Raw genomic sequence first — 16,418 nt, forward strand, 5'->3', positions numbered from 1 at the left:
GCTCAGGCCTCGACGTCGCCGCGCCAGGCACCGTCGGGGGTGCCCTGCTTCTCGATGTACTCCTTGAAGTTGTTCAGGTCCTTCTTCACAGCGTGGCTGCCGGCGCCGACGAGCGAGCCGAGCGTCTCGAGGAAGCCCTTCGGCTCCCAGTCGAGCTGCACGGTGACGCGGGTCTCGGTGTCGGAGAGCTTGTGGAAGGTGACGACGCCGGCGTGGTCGGTCTCGCCGCCGGTGCTGTTCCACGCGACGCGCTCGTCGGGGTGCTGCTCGGTGATGTTCGCCTCGAACTCGCGCTCGACCGGGCCGACCTTCACCTTCCAGACGGTGAGGGTGTCGGTGACCTGCTGGATCGACTCGACCTCGTCGAGGAAGCGCGGGAACTCCTCGAACTGGGTCCACTGGTTGTAGGCGACGGACACGGGGACGTTGACGTCGACGGTCTCGATGATCTGCGGCACGGTGGTGCTCCTTGCTGTCTCACTCGGTGTGCGGCGTTCCGCTGCTGCGGTCGTCACGCTCGACGTTAGGCGGGAGCCGCCTGGGAGCGCACCGGGTTGCGGACTGACCCGAACGTGGTAAGCGGAGGCGGTGCTGCGGTGCGCGCGCCGGGACGGCTCCGTCGGGTGCCGAGACGCCGCCGTGCGCGCCGGGACGTCCGCGGGAGGGCGGCGTCCGGACGGCACGGCGGCGTCTCGGGAGCGGCAGGACGGAGCAGGCCGCGGTCAGCGGTCCTGCGGGTCGCCGCCGAGCTGGCCGATGGCGGGGAGGGGGCCGCCGTCGTCGGCGCCGGTGCGGCGCCAGCGGGCGATGGCGTTGCCCAGGTGGTAGATCACGAGGGCGGCGCCGGCGCCGAGGACGATGCCGCCGAGCTCGAAGCCACCGGAGGAGAACGAGAAGCCGGCGATGGCGATCACGAGGGAGACCGCGGCGGTGTATTGGTTGACCGGGCGCGAGAAGTCGACGCGGTTGTCGATCCAGATCTTGATGCCGATCACGCCGATCAGGCCGTAGAGCGCGGTGGTCGCGCCGCCCAGGACTCCGGCCGGGATCGAGTTGAAGACGGCGCCGACCTTGGGCGAGAGGCTGAGCAGGATCGCGGTGACGCCGGCGACCCAGTAGGCGGCCGTCGAGTACACGCGGGTGGCCGCCATCACTCCGATGTTCTCGCCGTAGGTCGTGGTGCCGGAGCCGCCGAAGGCGCCGGAAAGGGTGGTCGCCACACCGTCCGCGATCAGGGCCCGGCCGGTGCTGGCGTTGGCGGAGGCGTCGGTCATCGTCGCGACGCCGCGGACGTGTCCGACGTTCTCGGCGATGAGGACGAGCACGACCGGCAGGAACATCGCGATGCCCGACCACGTGGATCCGGAGGCGAAGTCGGGGAAGGTGAACGGCGGCAGCCCGAACCAGTCGGCCGCACCGACCGCGGAGTAGTCGATCTCGTTCCGGAGCAGGGCGACGACGTAGCCGATGACCACGCCGAGGAAGATCGAGACGCGGCCGAGGAAGCCGCGGAGGAACACGCTCGACAGGATGATCGCGGCGAGCGTGATCGTCCCGGTGATCGGTGCCTGCTTGAAGCTGAGGTACGCGGTCGGAGCCAGGTTGAACCCGATCAGGGCCACGATCGCGCCGGCGACGACCGGCGGCATCAGCCTGTCGATCCAGCCGAGGCCGACGACCTGCACGAGGACGCCGACGGCGGCCAGGAGGAGGCCCACGGCGACGACTCCGGCGAGCGCCGACCCCGTCCCTCCGACGGCGGTCGCGGCCGTGACGGGCGCGATGAACGCGAAGCTCGAGCCGAGGTAGCTGGGGAGCCGGTTGCGCGTGATCAAGAGGAACAGCAGCGTCCCGACTCCGGAGAAGAGCAGGGTCGTGGCGACCGGGAACCCGGTGAGCACGGGCACGAGGAACGTCGCTCCGAACATGGCGACGACGTGCTGGATGCCGATGGCGATCGTCGCCGGCCAGGCGAGCCGCTCGCCGGGGGCGACGACGGCGCCGGGCTCGACGGTGCGGCCGTCTCCGTGCAGGGTCCAGATGGGCATGGGGCTCCTCGGCGGGGAAGGGAGGCGGGGGTCGACGTTCACAGTAGCGAGGGGTCTGGCCGTGCCGCGGCACCCGACCTACGATCGGGCCATGGACGGAGCGCGGCGTCTCGGCGAGGAGGAGTTCTCCGCGCACCTCGCCGAGCGGGTCGCGCGGATCCGCGGGTCGTTCGGCGACCTCCCGCTCTGGGCGGTCTCGGGCTGGAACGGTCCGCGGCTGCTGGCGGAGTGGACGCTGACGGGCGGCCCGCGGGGGCTCTCGTTCCTCGCCGACGAGGCGGTCCCGGGCGGGCCGGGGCCCTCCGTCGAGATCCGCACGACCCTCGGCGATCCGCGGCACGACGTCGCGCTGCTCTGCTGCCGGGAGGAGGCGCCCGTCTCGTTCGTGCAGCCGGAGGCGCTGCCCGCTCCCACGCGGATCGCGGAGATCCCGGTCGACGGGGCTCCGGAGCCCTTCGAGGTGTGGGAGGGAGCCGGGGCCGTGCGCGCGGCCGCGTGGGTGCGCGGGCACGTCCTCACGCTGGAGTGCCGCGGAGTCGACCTGGACGCTCTCGCGTTGAACGAGGTGGACGACATCGAGCCGTTCGTGGCCGGCTGGCTGGAGTTCGTGGGCACCTCGCGGCGTTGAGCGCCGACCCGCGCTCCCGCGGTGCTGGGAGAGCGCGGAGTCCCGCCCGGCGCGCCGGTGAAAGATGTGCGCCGATCCCGGACAGGAGGGAGCATGAGGCACATGCCAGCTCCCCTCGCGGGTCCCGACCGGTTCGCCGCGGTCGCCGCCGCGGTCGCCGATCCCGTCCGCCGCTACCTCTGGCGGCGCACCGACTCCGCCACCGCCGACGACGTGCTCGCCGCGACGCTCTCGGCGCTCTGGCGCCGCAGCGCCGACGTCCCCGAGGACGACCCGGTGCCGTGGGCGATCGGCGTCGCCCGGCTCCAGCTGCAGAACGCCCGGCGGATGCAGCGCCGGCAGGTCATGCTCGCCCAGCGGATCGCGGTCGTCGATCCGCCCCAGGTGCAGATCGACGAGGGCGAGGCGTCGGGCGCGGAGGAGACCGTGCGCCTCGTGCTCGCCCGGATGCGCGAGCAGGACGCCGAGCTGCTGCGCCTCTGGGCGTGGGAGGAGCTCGACGTCCGCGGGATCGCCGCGGTCCTCGGAGTCACGGCGAACGCCGTCTCGATCCGCCTCCATCGCGCGCGGCGCCGCTTCGCCGAGCTCTACGACTCCACCGACCCGCACGCGCCTGAAGGGGGACTCCGATGACCGGAACCGACGACGAGGACGTCCGCCGCCTCCTCCGCACGGTCGACCCCGCGCGGAGCCTCCCCGCGCTCGACCGCGACGAGCTCGCCGAGCAGATCGCCGCCGCGACGGGTGAGGGCACGCGGACGGTGCACTCCCGCCGCCGGTCCCCCTGGCTGATCGTGGGAGTCGGCGCGCTGAGCGCCGGGGCCGCCGCCTCCCTCCTGCTGCCCTTCGCGCTCGGCGTGGGCGGGGGCAGCACCTCGACGCTGATCCTGCCGAGCACGGGCGGGCCGATGGCCGCGTGCTCGCCGGTGACGGCCGCCGCGCTGGCCCCCGCTCAGCTCGCGTTCCGGGCCGAGGTCCGCTCGATCGACGGGAGCACCGTCACCCTGCACGTGCTCGAGCGCTACGCGGGCGAGGTCGGCGACGGCGTCACGGTCACCCAGGGCAGGGAGACGGCGGTGGACGGGGCCCCCATCGTCTTCGAGACCGGGGTCGACTACCTGGTCGCGGCCGACGGCGACACGATCCTGACCTGCGGCCTCAGCGGCGAGAGCTCCCCCGAGCTCGCGGCGCTGTACCAGGAGGCGTTCTCGCGGCAGTAGGCGGAGGCGGGTAGCGGCCCGGCCGGGCGGTGGCAAGGGCCTCCCCGATCGGGGGGAGCGGCGCGCAGGCTGAGGCATGGGCCTCCCGGCCCTCCCCCTCCGGTCGCCCGGCGGCGCCCGCGGGCCCTCGGCGACACCGCCCCGCCCCGCAGGAGGCCCGCATGCCGGTGTTCCGGCTCCTCGAACCGCTCCACGCCGCCGGTGTCGCGCTCGCCGACCTCGCGAGCGATCGGCTCCGCCTCCACGGCGACGGCTCCGACGTCCGCATCACCGCGGTGACCGTCGCGCACACCGAGGCGGGCCCCGGCGCCCTCTTCGCCGCGCTCCCCGGGAGGAGGAGCCACGGCGCCCGGTTCGCGGCCGACGCGGCGGCGGCAGGAGCGGTCGCCGTGCTCACCGACGCGGGCGGGCTCGACGAGGCGCGCGCCTCCGGACTGCCCGTCCTCCTCAGCGACGACCCCCGCACCGCCCTCGGCCCGGTCGCCGCGCAGGTGTACGGCACGAGGAGCGGACCGGTGCTCCTCGGCGTGACCGGCACCAACGGCAAGACCAGCACCGTGCACCTCCTCGACGCGGTGCTCCGGCAGCTGGGCGTCGTCTCGGGGCTGAGCTCCACCGCCGAGCGCCGCAGCGCCGACCACGTCGTCGCCAGCCGCCTCACCACGCCCGAGGCCTCCGAGCTGCACGCGCTCCTGGCCCGGATGGCGGAGGACGGCGTCGAGGCGGCGGCGATCGAGGTCAGCGCCCAGGCGCTCGTGCGCTCGCGGGTCGAGGGGATCGTGCTCGACGTCGCCGGGTTCACCAACCTCAGCCACGACCACCTCGACGACTTCGGCGACCTGGACGAGTACCTCCGCGCCAAGCAGCGCCTGTTCACGCCCGAGCGGAGCCGCCGCGGCGTCGTGGTCGTCGACACCGAGGCGGGGCGCCGGGTCGCCCGCGAAGCCTCGGTCCCGGTCGTCACGCTCTCGGCCGGGGACGGAGCCGACTGGCGGATCGACGTGCTCGAGACCGCGGTCGACCGCACCCGCTTCCGGCTCACCGCCCGCGACGGCTGGTCGACGACCACCTCCGTCCCGCTCCTCGGCCGCCACATGGCCTCGAACGCGGCCCTCGCGCTGGTGATGCTGGTCGAGGCGGGCCACGCGCGCGACCGGGTGGCCGCGGCGGTCGGCTCCGGGATCGACGTCACCGTGCCCGGGCGGACGCTGCTCGTGTCCGGCGCCGACGGGCCGCGGGTCTTCCTCGACTTCTCGCACACGCCCGACTCGGTCGCGCGCACCGTCGACGCCCTCCGCGAGGTGACGCCCGGCCGCGTGCTCGTCCTCCTCGGCGCCGACGGCGACCGCGACCCGAGCAAGCGCGCGCCGATGGGCCGGGCCGCCGCCGAGCGCGCCGACCTGGTGATCGTCACCGACCACCACCCGCGCTTCGAGGACCCCGCGCGGATCCGCCGCGCCCTGGTCGACGGCGCGCGCCGCGTCGAGCGCTGCGAGGTGCTCGAGATCGCGGAGCCGGCCGACGCCGTCCGCGCCGCGCTGCACCGGGCCGGCCCGTCCGACTCCGTCCTCTGGGTCGGCCCCGGCGACACCGACTACCGCGTGGTCGGCGCCGACGACCTCCCCTACTCGCCCCGCGCCGACACGGCCCGCGCGCTGGCCGAGGCCGGCTGGAGCGTCGACCTGCTTGACTGACCGGGTGTTCTCGACCCTCCCGGTGCGCCGCGTGCAGGCCCGACCCGAGCACCCCGCCGACCTCGCGCGGTGGCCCGCGACGCTCGCGCCCGTGCGGCAGGTGCTGGCCGAGGGCTGGGATCTCGGCCAGGTGACGGTGATCACCGGCGAGAACGGCTCGGGCAAGTCGACGCTGCTCGAGGCGGTCGCCCTCGCCTACGGGCTGAACGCGGAGGGCGGATCCACGGGTGCGATGCACTCCTCCCGCGCCTCGGAGTCGGACCTGGCCGAGCACCTCCAGCTGGTCCGCGGGGCCGGGGCGTCCAAGCGCGGCTTCTTCCTCCGCGCCGAGACGATGCACGGCTTCTTCAGCTACCTGGAGGAGGTGGGGATCGACGGCGGGTACCACGAGCGGAGCCACGGCGAGTCGTTCCTCGACATCGTGGCGAACCGCTCCCGGATCAGCGGGCTGTGGCTCCTCGACGAGCCGGAGTCGGCCCTCTCGGTGTCGGGCTGCCTCGCCCTGATCGGGCAGCTGCGCGATCTGGTCGCCGGCGGCTCGCAGGTCGTCCTCTCCACGCACTCGCCGATCCTCGCGGCCCTCCCCGGAGCCGACCTCTACGAGCTCGACGAGACGGGCCTGCGCCCCTGCCGCTACGACGACCTCGACCTGGTGCGGACCTGGCGCGGCTTCCTCGACCAGCCGGCCCGCTTCCTGCGCCGGTTGGAGTAGGTCGGCGGGCGCTCGGCCGCGCCGGAACGGGCCGTTCGTGTTCACCACGAAGGGAAGTACGTCGGCAGGCAGTCCCGTTCTCGCGGATCCCGAGCCGCCAGGGCGAAAGTCTCCGCCGGCACGAGCACTGTCAGGCCGCGGAGGCCGCCGCCGGCCGGGCGACCCGGGGCGCCCAGCCCACCGCGATCGCGGCGCCGGCGAGCGCGAGCTGTCCGAGCGGCGGCAGGATCGCCGAGACCAGGGAGCCGTCGCCGCCGGAGGTGACGAAGGTGTCGGCGACCGACATCCCGAAGCCGAACCCGGCGAAGAAGCGGAAGACGACGGCGCCGGCGACCAGGGCGAGCATGAGCACCGCGATCCGCCGCGGAGTGAGCGGCGACCTCCGGCCGACGAGGGCGCCGACCGTCACGACGATCGCGGCGGCCGTCCAGAACGCGGCCCACCCGGTGACCCAGATCGCGTGGGAGCCGAACTCGAAGCCGTCGCGCTCGGACATGGTCGCGTAGATCTCCGCCAGGGCCACGCCGGGGACCTTCGCCTGCGGATTCCAGACCAGCAGATCCACGGCACCCACCACCGTGACGCCCGCCACGAGCGCGAGGCCCGCGAGGGCGACGGGGAGGCGCTGAGCGCGGGTCGCCGTCTGCGGTGCGAGGGCGATGGTCCGCGAGCCGCCGAGGACGATCGCCCCGCAGACGAGTCCGGCGAGGGAGACGGGCAGGCCGACGAGGGCGAGGGGTCCGGGGAGGAGGAGGCCGGCCGCGGTGAGCACCGGGCCGACGACGGCGGCGACCAGGGAGATCCGCGCGAGCACCGTGCGGGCCGACGCCGCAGCGCCGAGGAGGTGGACCGCGCCGAGGACCGCGACCGCGACGGCGGCGACGAGCACCGCGGTCTGCACGGCGCCGACGGCGGCCAGGGCTGTGTCGGAGGCGGCACCCGGCTCGGGGACGATCCCGCCGCCGGTCAGCGCGATGCCGCTGAGCATCAGCGCGGCCGCGGCGAAGAGCGCGAGTCCGCGGCGGGCGAGGCGGCGCGGGAGCGTGCCCCGCGCTTCGCCGGTGTGCGCGGGCAGGTCGCGGTCGACGCTCACCAGCAGGGCGAGCGCTCCGAGGACGACGCCGCGCCGGGGCAGTCCCAGCTCGGCGGCCCCGGCCAGGTCGGCCCGCCACTCCTCGAGGTAGCGCTCGCGGGCGAGCGGGGGCAGCAGCAGCGACAGGAGCCGCAGAAGCGCGCTCACGCGGTCGCCTCCGCCGCTCGCGGCGCCGTCCGCGCGGTCGACCGCATCCGCTCGACGGCGGCCCGGGCTGCCGGGGCGCCCTCCGCGGTCAGCTCGTAGAGCCGGCGACGCGGGCCGCTCCGCTCGCTCGCGGCCTCCCACTCCGAGACCACCCAGCCCGCTCCCTCGAGCCGCTCCAGGATCGGGTAGACGCTGCCCGCCGGTCGCCCGGTGGCCTTGATCACGACCATGCCCCAGGTCGGGCCGTCGGCATCGAGGAGGGTCCGGAGGACGTCCGCGGTGGCGGGCGTGAGGCGAGGGAGTGGCTGCACACGGATGACGCTACCTATGTAGAGATAGCGGGGTCAACACAGGCGGGACGGCATCTCTAAGCAATACCGCTCTCTGGATTCTCAGCTGTCTGTCAGCCTCTGACATACTCCGCAGATGACCGAGTTCAACCCCGCCGTATTCCCCGGCTCCGCCCCCTCCGCTCCGAAGAAGACCGGCAACGGGCTGGGCCTCGCCTCCCTCATCATCGGAATCCTCGCGCTCATCGGCGCCCTTATCCCGATCGTCAACTACGCCTCGGGCTTCCTCGCCTTCATCGGACTCGTCCTCGGCATCATCGGCCTCTTCCTCAAGGGCCGCTCTCGCGGCACGGCCATCGCCGGCACCGTCCTCAATGTGATCGCGCTTGTCCTCTCGATCATTCTCGCCATCGTCTACACGGCCGGATTCGCGAGCGGCGTCTCGAACGCGATCGCCACCGCGCAGGCCGAGAGCTCCGAGGCCGCTGCCGTGCCGCGGACGCTCGTCTATGAGGTCACCGGCTCGGCTACCGCGGCCTCCATCACTTGGTCGACCTACGACGGAGGAACCTCCGGCTCCGAGCAGGCCACCGGTCAGGCGCTCCCCTTCACGAAGGAGCTGCAAGTCCAGACCGGAGGCGACTTCATCTTCCAGAGCTTCACGCTGACCGCCTCGAACGGCATCGATGACGAAGGCGAGATCAGCTGCCGAATTACCCTCGACGGCGAGGTCATCGCCGAGCAGACCAGCACCGGGGCCTTCGCGTCGGCGCTCTGCTCGGCGACCCCGGAGTAGCCGCCGTGCGTAAAGCCCTTTTCCCTGCAGCTCTCAGTGCGGCAATGCTCCTCCTGACTGCCTGCACGGCTTCCGCGCCCGCAGCAGCTCCGGCCGAGTCGACGACCCCTGCACCTGCGGCGCCCGCGACACCTGCGTTCGTCGAGCTCGACACCGCACAAGCGGCGTCCCGTTATCTCGATCTCGTCTGCCCCAACAACATCGCGATCAAGAATCTGAGCGACGCCTTCTCATCCGGCGAGGACGAGCTTCTGAACGGTGGCGACCCGGACCCTTCCGGCGTGCACGCCGCTGCGTCTGCTCGGCTCGATCTGACAAGACGGACACTCACGCTCCTGGACGACTCGTACTACCACTGGCCGAGCGATGTCTCCGAGCAGATCGCGACGATCCGCGGCTCCTACATCGCCGAGATGTCCACTCTCAACACGATGGCCAACTCGGCCGATTTCAGTGACGCCTACTACTCGACGTTCCCTGAGGCCACGACTGAACAGCAGAGCGCCGGACAAGAGGTCCGCTACGCGCTGGGCATCGATCCGGACACGGTCGCCAGCTGTGTCGGGCACGAGAACGGGATCGACGCTCTGACGTCCGAGAAGGAGCAGCGGGATGCCGGAGCGTAGCGCCTGATCGAGAGGCAGCGATCGGTGGGCGCGTGTTCCCGGAGACGGTCGAAAAGGGGACCGAGGGCTCCGACGCCGACCAGGCGACGTGTTCGCAAGCGGGAGCCCTCGCGCTGACCGTCCGCCGCCGGCCCTCGCGCCGCTAGCCGGACCCCGCACGCAGAACGTCGGTCGAGAGCAGCCGCCTCCACCCTCGGGGGACGGCGGGCACTCTCGGCCGACGGTCTGCGCGCGAGCGCGGGGACTACTTGCGGAACATCCGCGCCGTGGTCTCGAAGAGGCCCTTCACGGGGCGCTGCTGCTCGCCCTGCTGGGCGCCGAGGACGATGATGACGGCGGTCAGCACGGGGATCGCCCACTGGGTGACCTTCTGCACGCGGAGGGCCGTGGTCAGCTCCTGCGAGTTCTGCTCCGACGCCTCGGTCACGCCGGGGGCGCCCTCGTCGGCGTGCTTGGCCTGCGTCGCTCCGGCGACCGCGGCGATCACCGAGGCGGCGCCGGCGAGCCCGGTCACGACGGTCTTGACGACGGTGTTCGTGCGGCTCTCCTGCTGGTTGGCCAGGCGGGTCTTGTTGGCGAGGACGAGACCGATGCCGCCGACGCCGTGGGCGGCGATCGCGGCGAGCTGCACGGGGGTCCAGCGGGCCCAGCCGTTCGAGGAGAGGCGGAGGCGCTCCGCCGGGTCGGACGAGGTGGACGCGGCGCCGTTCAGGCCGACGGCGCCCATGAGCGAGCCGCCGAACCAGGCGGCGGCTCCGAGGTCGTGGAGACTGCGGACGAGGGTGTTGCGGGAGGGCATGTGGGCCTCTTCTCTGCCGGCGGCGGACGCCGGCGGTGGTCGGCTGGTGCGGACTCCTCCGACGCTACGCGCGCCCTGGAACCGCGCACGGGGCTTGACCTCTCCCCCTCCGACACGCTCCGCTGGAGGTCACCGACCGACCCGGACCGACCGACCCGAGGAGCCCCGCGATGCCCACCGACGACGAGAAGCGGACGACCCGCGACGAGTTCCACGACGCCGTGAACATGACCGCGAAGGAGCTCGAGGAGTGGCTCGGCACCGACGAGTCGAAGGAGGTCGGCCAGAAGCCGGAGGGCGGCGGCGAGTCCGTCGGCCACGAGAGCGGGCGCCGCATCGTCGACCTGCTCGGCACGAAGCAGGCCGACCTGAGCGACGACGACTACGCCCACATGACGAAGGTCGTCGGCTACGTGCACCGGCACGCGAAGCAGCGTCCCTCGGGCGATGTCACCGAGACGAAGTGGCGCTACTCCCTGATGAACTGGGGCAACGACCCGCTGAAGGGCTGACCCGGTCCGAGAGCTGCGCTCAGCACATCCCGAAGAGGTTGCAGAGGGCGCCGCGGTCCTGGATCGACTCCATGCCGCCCGGCTTCTGCACCTTCGGCAGCTCGTAGGAGGCGGCGACCGTCTGCACGCCGGCGGACGAGGCGGCCTGCACGGGAGCGGCGGCAGGAGCAGCGGCGGGAGCGAGGACGGCTCCGAGGGCGAGTGCGGCGGCGGCGAGGATCGGGGCCATGGTCGTTCTCCTGTGATCGAGGGGTGCGATCGGCTCGACCGCTCCACCAGCATGGCGACGCCCCGTCGCACCGCTCCTGTACGAAAGACCAGTCCGCCCTTGTACGGAAGGCCGACGGGGCTCGGAGAAGGCTTCGGTACCCTGGTCCCGTGGTGGGGACGACGCGGTGGACGAACGACGTGCGGACGCTGCCCGGCGGCTGGATCACCCGGTCCCTCCTCCTCGGCTCCTTCACGCTCCTCGTCGTCATCGACCTGATGGGCGGCAGCGTCGACCTCACGTCGGTCCGCGGCTGGATCGAGCTGGCGCTCCCCTACCTGCCGCTCCTGGCGCTGCTCGCCGGCGCGATCCCCGCGGCGGTCTCGCTCTACCTCGTCTACGCCGTCGTCCTGATGCTCGGCGCCCCGCCGCTGCTGCTCGCGGCGCTGATCTTCCCGACCATCGTGGTGGTCGGCTTCGTCACCTTCCTCCTCCCCTGGCGCGCGGGGCTCGTCTTCGTGCTCGGCACCCTCGTCCTCCTGCCCGCGGTGCTGCTCGTCGACCGCGCCATGGGCACGGCCGTCTACGTCCTGGGCGCGTTCGTCCTCTTCGGCGGCACCGCCGGGCTGGGCCTGAACGCCTTCCGGGGCCGCAGCGAGCGGAGCGAGCGCCGGGCCGACCTCATCCAGGAGGAGCAGGCGCGGATCCGCAACGAGGAGCGGACCCGGCTCGCGCACGAGCTGCACGACATCGTCGCGCACGAGGTCACCATCATCGCCATGCAGGCCCGCCGCGCGACCTCGGTCGAGGACCCGGCCAAGACCGAGCGCATCCTCGAGAGCATCGGCGACGCGGCGCAGCAGGCGCTGCAGGATCTGCGGAGCCTCGTGACGCTCCTCCAGGACGAGGACGAGGCAGGCGCTCCCGCCCGCGGCGACTCCGACCTGCTCGGGACCCCGGAGGTCTCGGGCGCCACGACCACCGCTGTCGGCTTCGTCCACGACGTGCGGAACGTCGCCGACGCGATCGAGCGCGCGGGCTTCCGGGTCCGCCTCGACGTGGCGGGCTCCGTGGCGCAGGTGCCCGCGAGCCTCCGTCAGGTGCTGCGGCGCACGGTCCGGGAGCTGGGCACGAACGTGCTCAAGCACGGCGACACCGCCGGTGAGGTGCAGCTCCGGCTCGAGGTGTCGGGGGGCGAGGTGCAGCTGAGCTCCTCGAACGCGATCGCCTCCGCGGCTCCGATCGTCTCCTCGCACCTCGGGATCGAGGCGATGTCGGCCCGCTGCGCCGTCTTCGGCGGGCGGCTGGACGCGGGAGCCCGCGGCGGCCGCTGGACCACGACCATGACCATCCCCCTCGAGGGCCGGGCGTCCGGTGCGCTCGTCGCGGGGGCGACCGACGAAGGACGAGAGCGATGACCCGCGTGCTGCTGGTGGACGACGAATCGATGACCCGCGAGATCCTCCGCGACTACCTCTCGCAGGACCCGGCGATCGAGGTGGTGGGCGAGGCCTCCGACGGGAGGATCGCGGTGCAGCAGGCGGCGACGCTCCAGCCCGACCTGATCCTGATGGACATGCAGATGCCGGTCATGAACGGCGTCGCCGCGACCGAGCGGATCCACGCCGAGCACCCGGGCATCGCGATCCTCGGGCTCAGCACGTTCACCACGGACCGCTACGTCGTCGACCTGCTCCGCGCGGGCGCCTCCGGCTACCTGGTCAAGGACACGAAGCCGCGGGAGATCATCGCGGCGGTGCACGCGGTGCTCGCGGGCGAGTCCGTGCTCTCCGCCGAGGTCACGCGCCACGTGGTGAAGGGGCTCGAGGAGTCGGTGCCGGCGGAGACGGTGCCGGACCCCGATCTGCTCGAGGCGCTCACCGAGAAGGAGCTCGAGGTGATCCGCCTGCTCGCCCGCGGGATGAGCAACCGCGAGATGGCGCAGGAGCTGTTCGTCACCGAGTCGACCGTGAAGGCGCGGTTCGTGAAGGTGATGGAGAAGCTGGGCGTGCGCGACCGGGTGCAGATCCTGGTCTCGGCGATCGAGCACGGGCTCGTCGACCTGGGGACGCGTCCCGGCCGGAGCTGATCGAGCCCGCCGGATTCAGCCCCAGCCGACCACGTCGGCGACGGGCCGCACGAGCCCCGCGACCGCCCGCTCGAGCGCACTCTCGTCGACCGCGGCGAGCGCCGGCTCCGGATCGAGCACCAGGGCGCCGCCCCAGCCCATCACCTCGTACTCCACCAGGGTGCGCGCGAGCGTCTCGGGCGACCGCCAGGCGCGGAGGAGGTTCGCCCGCGCGAACGCGTGCGCGGCGCGTGCTCCCTCCCCGTGCGCGGCGCGGCCGTCGAGGACGGTGCGCAGCACGGTCTCGAGGGTCGGGATGCCCTGGCCGGCCGGGGAGACGACCTGCCAGGTGAGGGAGGGGCGGCTCGAGCGCAGGCCCCGCGCGACCTGGGCGACCGCATCGCCGCCGGCGGAGCGCAGTGCGGCGGGGACGAGCGGTTCGGCCCCCGCGGTGAGGCGGCACAGCGCCAGGAATGTCGCGGCGTGGCCGACCTCGCCGGACGGGTCCGCGCCGGTGACGATCGTGCTCTCGTAGCCCTGCTCGCGGGACTGGTGCAGAGCGCTCGGCAGCGGAGCCGCGGCGGGCACGGAGACGGGCCGGGACGTCTCGCAGACGGCGCGTTCGGGCCCCACCACGGCGAGCACCGGATCCCCGGCTCCCTGGGCGCGCTCGAGCGTCAGGGCGGTCCAGGCCGCGGCGCCCTCCGGAGGGAGCACCGCGGTGAGGCTCTGCGCCCCGGCCGTCGCCGTCCACGCGAGCGAGACCGCTCCGGGGGGAACGGCCGAGCGGAGGCGGGCAGCGCGGTCGGGCCCGTCGTCTCCGGCCGGGTCGCGCCAGCCGAGGGCGACAACGGCGAAGCGGGAGCGCTCGTCGACGACGGCGAGCGGGGGTGCGGCGGTCATGGGCTCCTCCTTCCTGGAGGGGTGGAGGCGGCGGGAACGCCCAGTGCGGCGAAGGGCTGCTCGGCCAGGCGGGCCGCGGCGTCCGCGAGCAGCGGGCGCGGCGGCCGCGCGGCGAGGGAGTCGACGAGCTCGCCCGCGAAGCCGGGCGCACCGCGCAGCAGGGCATCCCGGGCGACGGTGCGGGCCAGACGCTCGTCGTCATGCACCAGCCGCTCCGCACGCAGCACCGCGCGATGCCAGGCGTGCTCGAGGGCGGAGTCGTCGCTCACCGCGAGGGCGCGGAGGCGGTGCCACGGATCGACGGGCACGGCGGTGTCGTCGACCAGCACGAAGAGGTCGTCGGCGACGGTGTCGCCCGGGCCGAAGAGTCCGGCGCTCGCGTCGAGTCCGGCCTGCGCAGCGAGCGCCTCGGCGGCGATCAGGTCGCCGAGCAGCTCGTCGGAGACGCGGGTCGACGGCGCGGCGGCGGTCGCGGCGAGCCGGCGGGCGGCGGGCTCGGCGCGGTACTCGGGGCGGGCCGTCCCAGGTGGGACGGCGACCGGTCCTGCCGCGCGATCGGGCGCCTCCGCGAGGGCCGCGACCAGGCGGTCCAGGAGCCGGGCGGGGTCGTCGGCCGTGACGCCGACCAGCACGGAGCCGGCCGGGCTGTAGTGGCGCCGGTGCAGCGCGCGCAGGACGGGCTCGGTCGCGCGGCCCTCGAGGTCGAGGTCGCCGCTGCCGTCGTGCGCGTTGGGGGCGTCGGCCCAGTAGCGGGCGGTCAGGTGCGGCCACGGCAGCACGCCGCCCGGAGCGGGGGCGAGGCGCGCGGCCCGCTCAGAGGCGACCGCGCGGATCTGCTCCGCGATCTGCTCCGGCAGGAAGGCGGGGCGGAAGACCTGCTCGACGAGCCGCTCCGCGATCACGGCGGCCGACCCGGGAGAGCCCGTCTCGAAGAACTCGGAGTAGTCGAGGTGGGTGTGACCGCCGAGGACGCCGCCGCTCTCGGCGACGCGGGTCTGCCGGACGAGACCGGCGACCCCCTCGCTGTCCTGGTAGACGAGGTGCTCGATCAGGTGCAGCATCCCCTCCTCGCCGTCGCGCTCGTGGCGCATGCCGGCGGGCACGGCGAGGGCGACCGAGTCGTTGCGGACCTCCGGCCGGTGCACGACGAGCGCGCGGGCGCCGGAGGGCAGGGCGGCGGACAGGGTCGGGACGTCGCGGGCGCTCATTCCGCCCGCTCCCCCAGCTGTGCGGCGGACAGGCGCAGCAGCAGCCGCGCCTGATCGCTGCTGGCGCCCCCGGAGCGGTGCCAGTCGACGGCGTGCTGGGCCAGCCGGAACGCGGTGCCGACGCGCAGCAGCTCGGCGTCGTGGTCCTCCTCGAGCGAGAGTCCGCGGCGGAGCGCGTCGAGGGCCGGGCGGAGCGCGGGGTGGAAGGCGTGCAGCTCTGCGAGCTCCCCGAGCACCCAGGCGGCGTCCCAGACCGGGTCGGCGAGCCCGACGTCCTCGCCCGTGAGCAGAGCGACGCGGGTCCCGCCGACGACGAGGTGGGCGAGGCCGGGGTGGCCGTGGACCACGACCGCGGCCGGCGAGGCGACGACCGCCTCCGCCCAGTCGGCGAGCTCGAGGAGACCGCCGGCGCCGAGCTCCTCGGCGGCGGGCGCCCAGCCACCGGCGAGCCAGCCGCGGGCGCGCTGCAGCGGACGCGGAGGGAGCGGCTCCCCGGCGGGCCGGGCGCCGTGGAGCGCGTCCAGCGCGCCCTTCCACTCGCGGCCGACGGAGACGAGCGCCTCCTCCGACAGCTCGTGGAGGAGCGCGGGCAGCAGGGCGCGGGCGGTGGTGCGGTAGCGGCGGATCGACGGGTCGGCGCCTCCCGGCACGATCCGGGGATCGGGCGCTGCGAGGCGGACGGGCACCGGCGAGAACGGCAGCGGCGCCTGCTCTCCGAGGCGGCGGGTCCAGACGGTGGTCCCGTCGGGTCCTTCCGAGAGCTCGGTGACGAGCAGCCCGGTGACGAGGGCCCGCGGAGGGGCGGTGGTGCTCACGCCGACCTCGCCTCCTCCGCGGCCGCCGGTGCCGTGCGCAGCGACTCCAAGTGGCGCAGCACCGCGGGGAACGCGGGCGGCACCCAGGCGAGCGCCGTGTCGCTGGACTCGCTCGGCCCGGGCACGGGGTCGATGACGGTGAAGTTGGCCGGCTCGCGCAGCAGCGCGAGGGTGGACTCGACGACCGGGTTGCCGAGCGCCCGCGGCGGCAGCGACGGAGCGATGCACACCGGCGCCTCCGTCGTGAGGGCCGCGAGCAGCGACGGGGAGTCGGTGATGCCGTGCGCGAGGCGCGAGGCGTAGTCGAGGGTGGCCGGGTAGATCAGGATGAGGTCGGCCCACTCGGCGAGGTCGACGTGGGCGACGACGATCTCGTCGTCCCAGCGGTCGTCCTGGATCCGGCCGCGCAGTCGCGACTCCAGGTTGTGCCGGGTGGTGAAGCGGTAGGCCGAGTCGCGGACGAGCACGCGGAACTCGGTCGCCGGAGCGGCGGCGCGCGCCCACTGGATCCAGTAGGGCATGACCTGGGTCATGGCGGAGCCTGTCAGGACGAGGGCCACCCGGGAGTAGCCGAAGCGGCCGAGCGAGAGGTCGGAGAGTGCGGCGCTCTGCGCACCGGGCGGGGTGGTCATGGCGGTCTCCTCAGAGGGC

The 16,418-nt window shown here is 74.0% G+C and carries 20 protein-coding genes; 10 read left to right on the plus strand and 10 right to left on the minus strand.

Annotated features, from left to right (window positions below):
* Positions 1-2: 2 nt before the first annotated feature.
* Positions 3-458: an SRPBCC family protein gene (locus C5C74_RS01675; protein WP_104224157.1), complete on the minus strand. Its 456-nt coding sequence runs from the start codon at positions 456-458 to the stop codon at positions 3-5.
* A gap of 264 nt (positions 459-722) precedes the next feature.
* Positions 723-2,048 carry a uracil-xanthine permease family protein gene (locus tag C5C74_RS01680; RefSeq protein WP_104225956.1) on the minus strand — a complete coding sequence of 442 codons (1,326 nt, stop codon included), beginning with the start codon at positions 2,046-2,048 and terminating at the stop codon, positions 723-725.
* Positions 2,049-2,139: 91 nt separating this feature from the next.
* On the opposite strand from C5C74_RS01680, the gene C5C74_RS01685 reads away from it, so the two are divergent.
* The 5 genes from C5C74_RS01685 (at position 2,140) to C5C74_RS01705 (ending at position 6,302) form a co-directional block, all read left to right on the plus strand.
* Complete coding sequence (locus C5C74_RS01685; RefSeq protein ID WP_104327730.1) at positions 2,140-2,676, plus strand: hypothetical protein; 537 nt, start codon at positions 2,140-2,142, stop codon at positions 2,674-2,676.
* A gap of 102 nt (positions 2,677-2,778) precedes the next feature.
* A complete protein-coding gene (locus C5C74_RS01690; protein ID WP_181027124.1) occupies positions 2,779-3,309 on the plus strand; it encodes an RNA polymerase sigma factor in 531 nt (176 codons plus the stop codon).
* Positions 3,306-3,896, plus strand: coding sequence for a hypothetical protein (locus C5C74_RS01695; protein ID WP_104237812.1), 591 nt, complete (start codon positions 3,306-3,308; stop codon positions 3,894-3,896). The genes C5C74_RS01690 and C5C74_RS01695 overlap by 4 nt, the downstream gene beginning before the upstream one ends.
* 161 nt (positions 3,897-4,057) lie before the next feature.
* The gene (locus tag C5C74_RS01700; RefSeq protein ID WP_104327733.1) at positions 4,058-5,590 is read left to right on the plus strand and encodes a Mur ligase family protein; all 1,533 of its coding nucleotides are present in this window, start codon (positions 4,058-4,060) and stop codon (positions 5,588-5,590) included.
* A gap of 4 nt (positions 5,591-5,594) precedes the next feature.
* Positions 5,595-6,302, plus strand: a complete 708-nt coding sequence (locus C5C74_RS01705) for an AAA family ATPase (RefSeq protein WP_104268547.1) — start codon at positions 5,595-5,597, stop codon at positions 6,300-6,302.
* A 130-nt stretch (positions 6,303-6,432) separates the two neighbouring features.
* On the opposite strand, the gene C5C74_RS01710 is transcribed toward C5C74_RS01705, so the two are convergent.
* Positions 6,433-7,542: a hypothetical protein gene (locus tag C5C74_RS01710; protein ID WP_104350868.1), complete on the minus strand. Its 1,110-nt coding sequence runs from the start codon at positions 7,540-7,542 to the stop codon at positions 6,433-6,435.
* Entirely contained in the window at positions 7,539-7,853 is a 315-nt protein-coding gene (locus C5C74_RS01715) for a PadR family transcriptional regulator (RefSeq protein WP_104225962.1), read from the minus strand. Before C5C74_RS01715 ends, C5C74_RS01710 begins: the two co-directional genes overlap by 4 nt.
* A gap of 115 nt (positions 7,854-7,968) precedes the next feature.
* On the opposite strand from C5C74_RS01715, the gene C5C74_RS01720 reads away from it, so the two are divergent.
* The gene (locus C5C74_RS01720; protein WP_104350869.1) at positions 7,969-8,628 is read left to right on the plus strand and encodes an MmpS family transport accessory protein; all 660 of its coding nucleotides are present in this window, start codon (positions 7,969-7,971) and stop codon (positions 8,626-8,628) included.
* Positions 8,629-8,672: 44 nt separating this feature from the next.
* Entirely contained in the window at positions 8,673-9,254 is a 582-nt protein-coding gene (locus tag C5C74_RS01725) for a hypothetical protein (RefSeq protein WP_104257117.1), read from the plus strand.
* 244 nt (positions 9,255-9,498) lie between these two features.
* Here the strand turns inward: C5C74_RS01725 and C5C74_RS01730 are convergent, their stop codons facing one another.
* Entirely contained in the window at positions 9,499-10,053 is a 555-nt protein-coding gene (locus C5C74_RS01730; RefSeq protein WP_104225093.1) for a hypothetical protein, read from the minus strand.
* A gap of 170 nt (positions 10,054-10,223) precedes the next feature.
* On the opposite strand from C5C74_RS01730, the gene C5C74_RS01735 reads away from it, so the two are divergent.
* Entirely contained in the window at positions 10,224-10,565 is a 342-nt protein-coding gene (locus C5C74_RS01735) for a DUF3140 domain-containing protein (protein ID WP_104246984.1), read from the plus strand.
* A gap of 19 nt (positions 10,566-10,584) precedes the next feature.
* Here the strand turns inward: C5C74_RS01735 and C5C74_RS01740 are convergent, their stop codons facing one another.
* The gene (locus C5C74_RS01740) at positions 10,585-10,794 is read right to left on the minus strand and encodes a hypothetical protein (protein WP_104225965.1); all 210 of its coding nucleotides are present in this window, start codon (positions 10,792-10,794) and stop codon (positions 10,585-10,587) included.
* 149 nt (positions 10,795-10,943) lie between these two features.
* Between C5C74_RS01740 and C5C74_RS01745 the strand changes: the two genes are divergently transcribed.
* Both C5C74_RS01745 and C5C74_RS01750 read left to right on the plus strand, forming a co-directional pair.
* Complete coding sequence (locus tag C5C74_RS01745) at positions 10,944-12,191, plus strand: sensor histidine kinase (RefSeq protein ID WP_258063599.1); 1,248 nt, start codon at positions 10,944-10,946, stop codon at positions 12,189-12,191.
* Positions 12,188-12,862, plus strand: coding sequence for a response regulator transcription factor (locus tag C5C74_RS01750; RefSeq protein ID WP_104225096.1), 675 nt, complete (start codon positions 12,188-12,190; stop codon positions 12,860-12,862). Before C5C74_RS01745 ends, C5C74_RS01750 begins: the two co-directional genes overlap by 4 nt.
* Before the next feature lie 15 nt (positions 12,863-12,877).
* Here the strand turns inward: C5C74_RS01750 and C5C74_RS01755 are convergent, their stop codons facing one another.
* From C5C74_RS01755 to C5C74_RS01770, 4 genes are read right to left on the minus strand one after another with little or no spacing between them, the layout of a single operon-like run.
* The gene (locus C5C74_RS01755) at positions 12,878-13,744 is read right to left on the minus strand and encodes a hypothetical protein (protein WP_104225097.1); all 867 of its coding nucleotides are present in this window, start codon (positions 13,742-13,744) and stop codon (positions 12,878-12,880) included.
* Complete coding sequence (locus C5C74_RS01760; protein WP_104350870.1) at positions 13,741-14,952, minus strand: pitrilysin family protein; 1,212 nt, start codon at positions 14,950-14,952, stop codon at positions 13,741-13,743. Before C5C74_RS01760 ends, C5C74_RS01755 begins: the two co-directional genes overlap by 4 nt.
* A complete protein-coding gene (locus C5C74_RS01765) occupies positions 14,949-15,767 on the minus strand; it encodes a hypothetical protein (protein WP_104225968.1) in 819 nt (272 codons plus the stop codon). The genes C5C74_RS01760 and C5C74_RS01765 overlap by 4 nt, the downstream gene beginning before the upstream one ends.
* Positions 15,764-16,399 carry a flavoprotein gene (locus C5C74_RS01770; protein ID WP_104225100.1) on the minus strand — a complete coding sequence of 212 codons (636 nt, stop codon included), beginning with the start codon at positions 16,397-16,399 and terminating at the stop codon, positions 15,764-15,766. The genes C5C74_RS01765 and C5C74_RS01770 overlap by 4 nt, the downstream gene beginning before the upstream one ends.
* Between the last annotated feature and the right edge of the window lie 19 nt (positions 16,400-16,418).

This window comes from Rathayibacter sp. AY1E8 (assembly GCF_002931415.1).
GTDB lineage: Bacteria > Actinomycetota > Actinomycetes > Actinomycetales > Microbacteriaceae > Rathayibacter.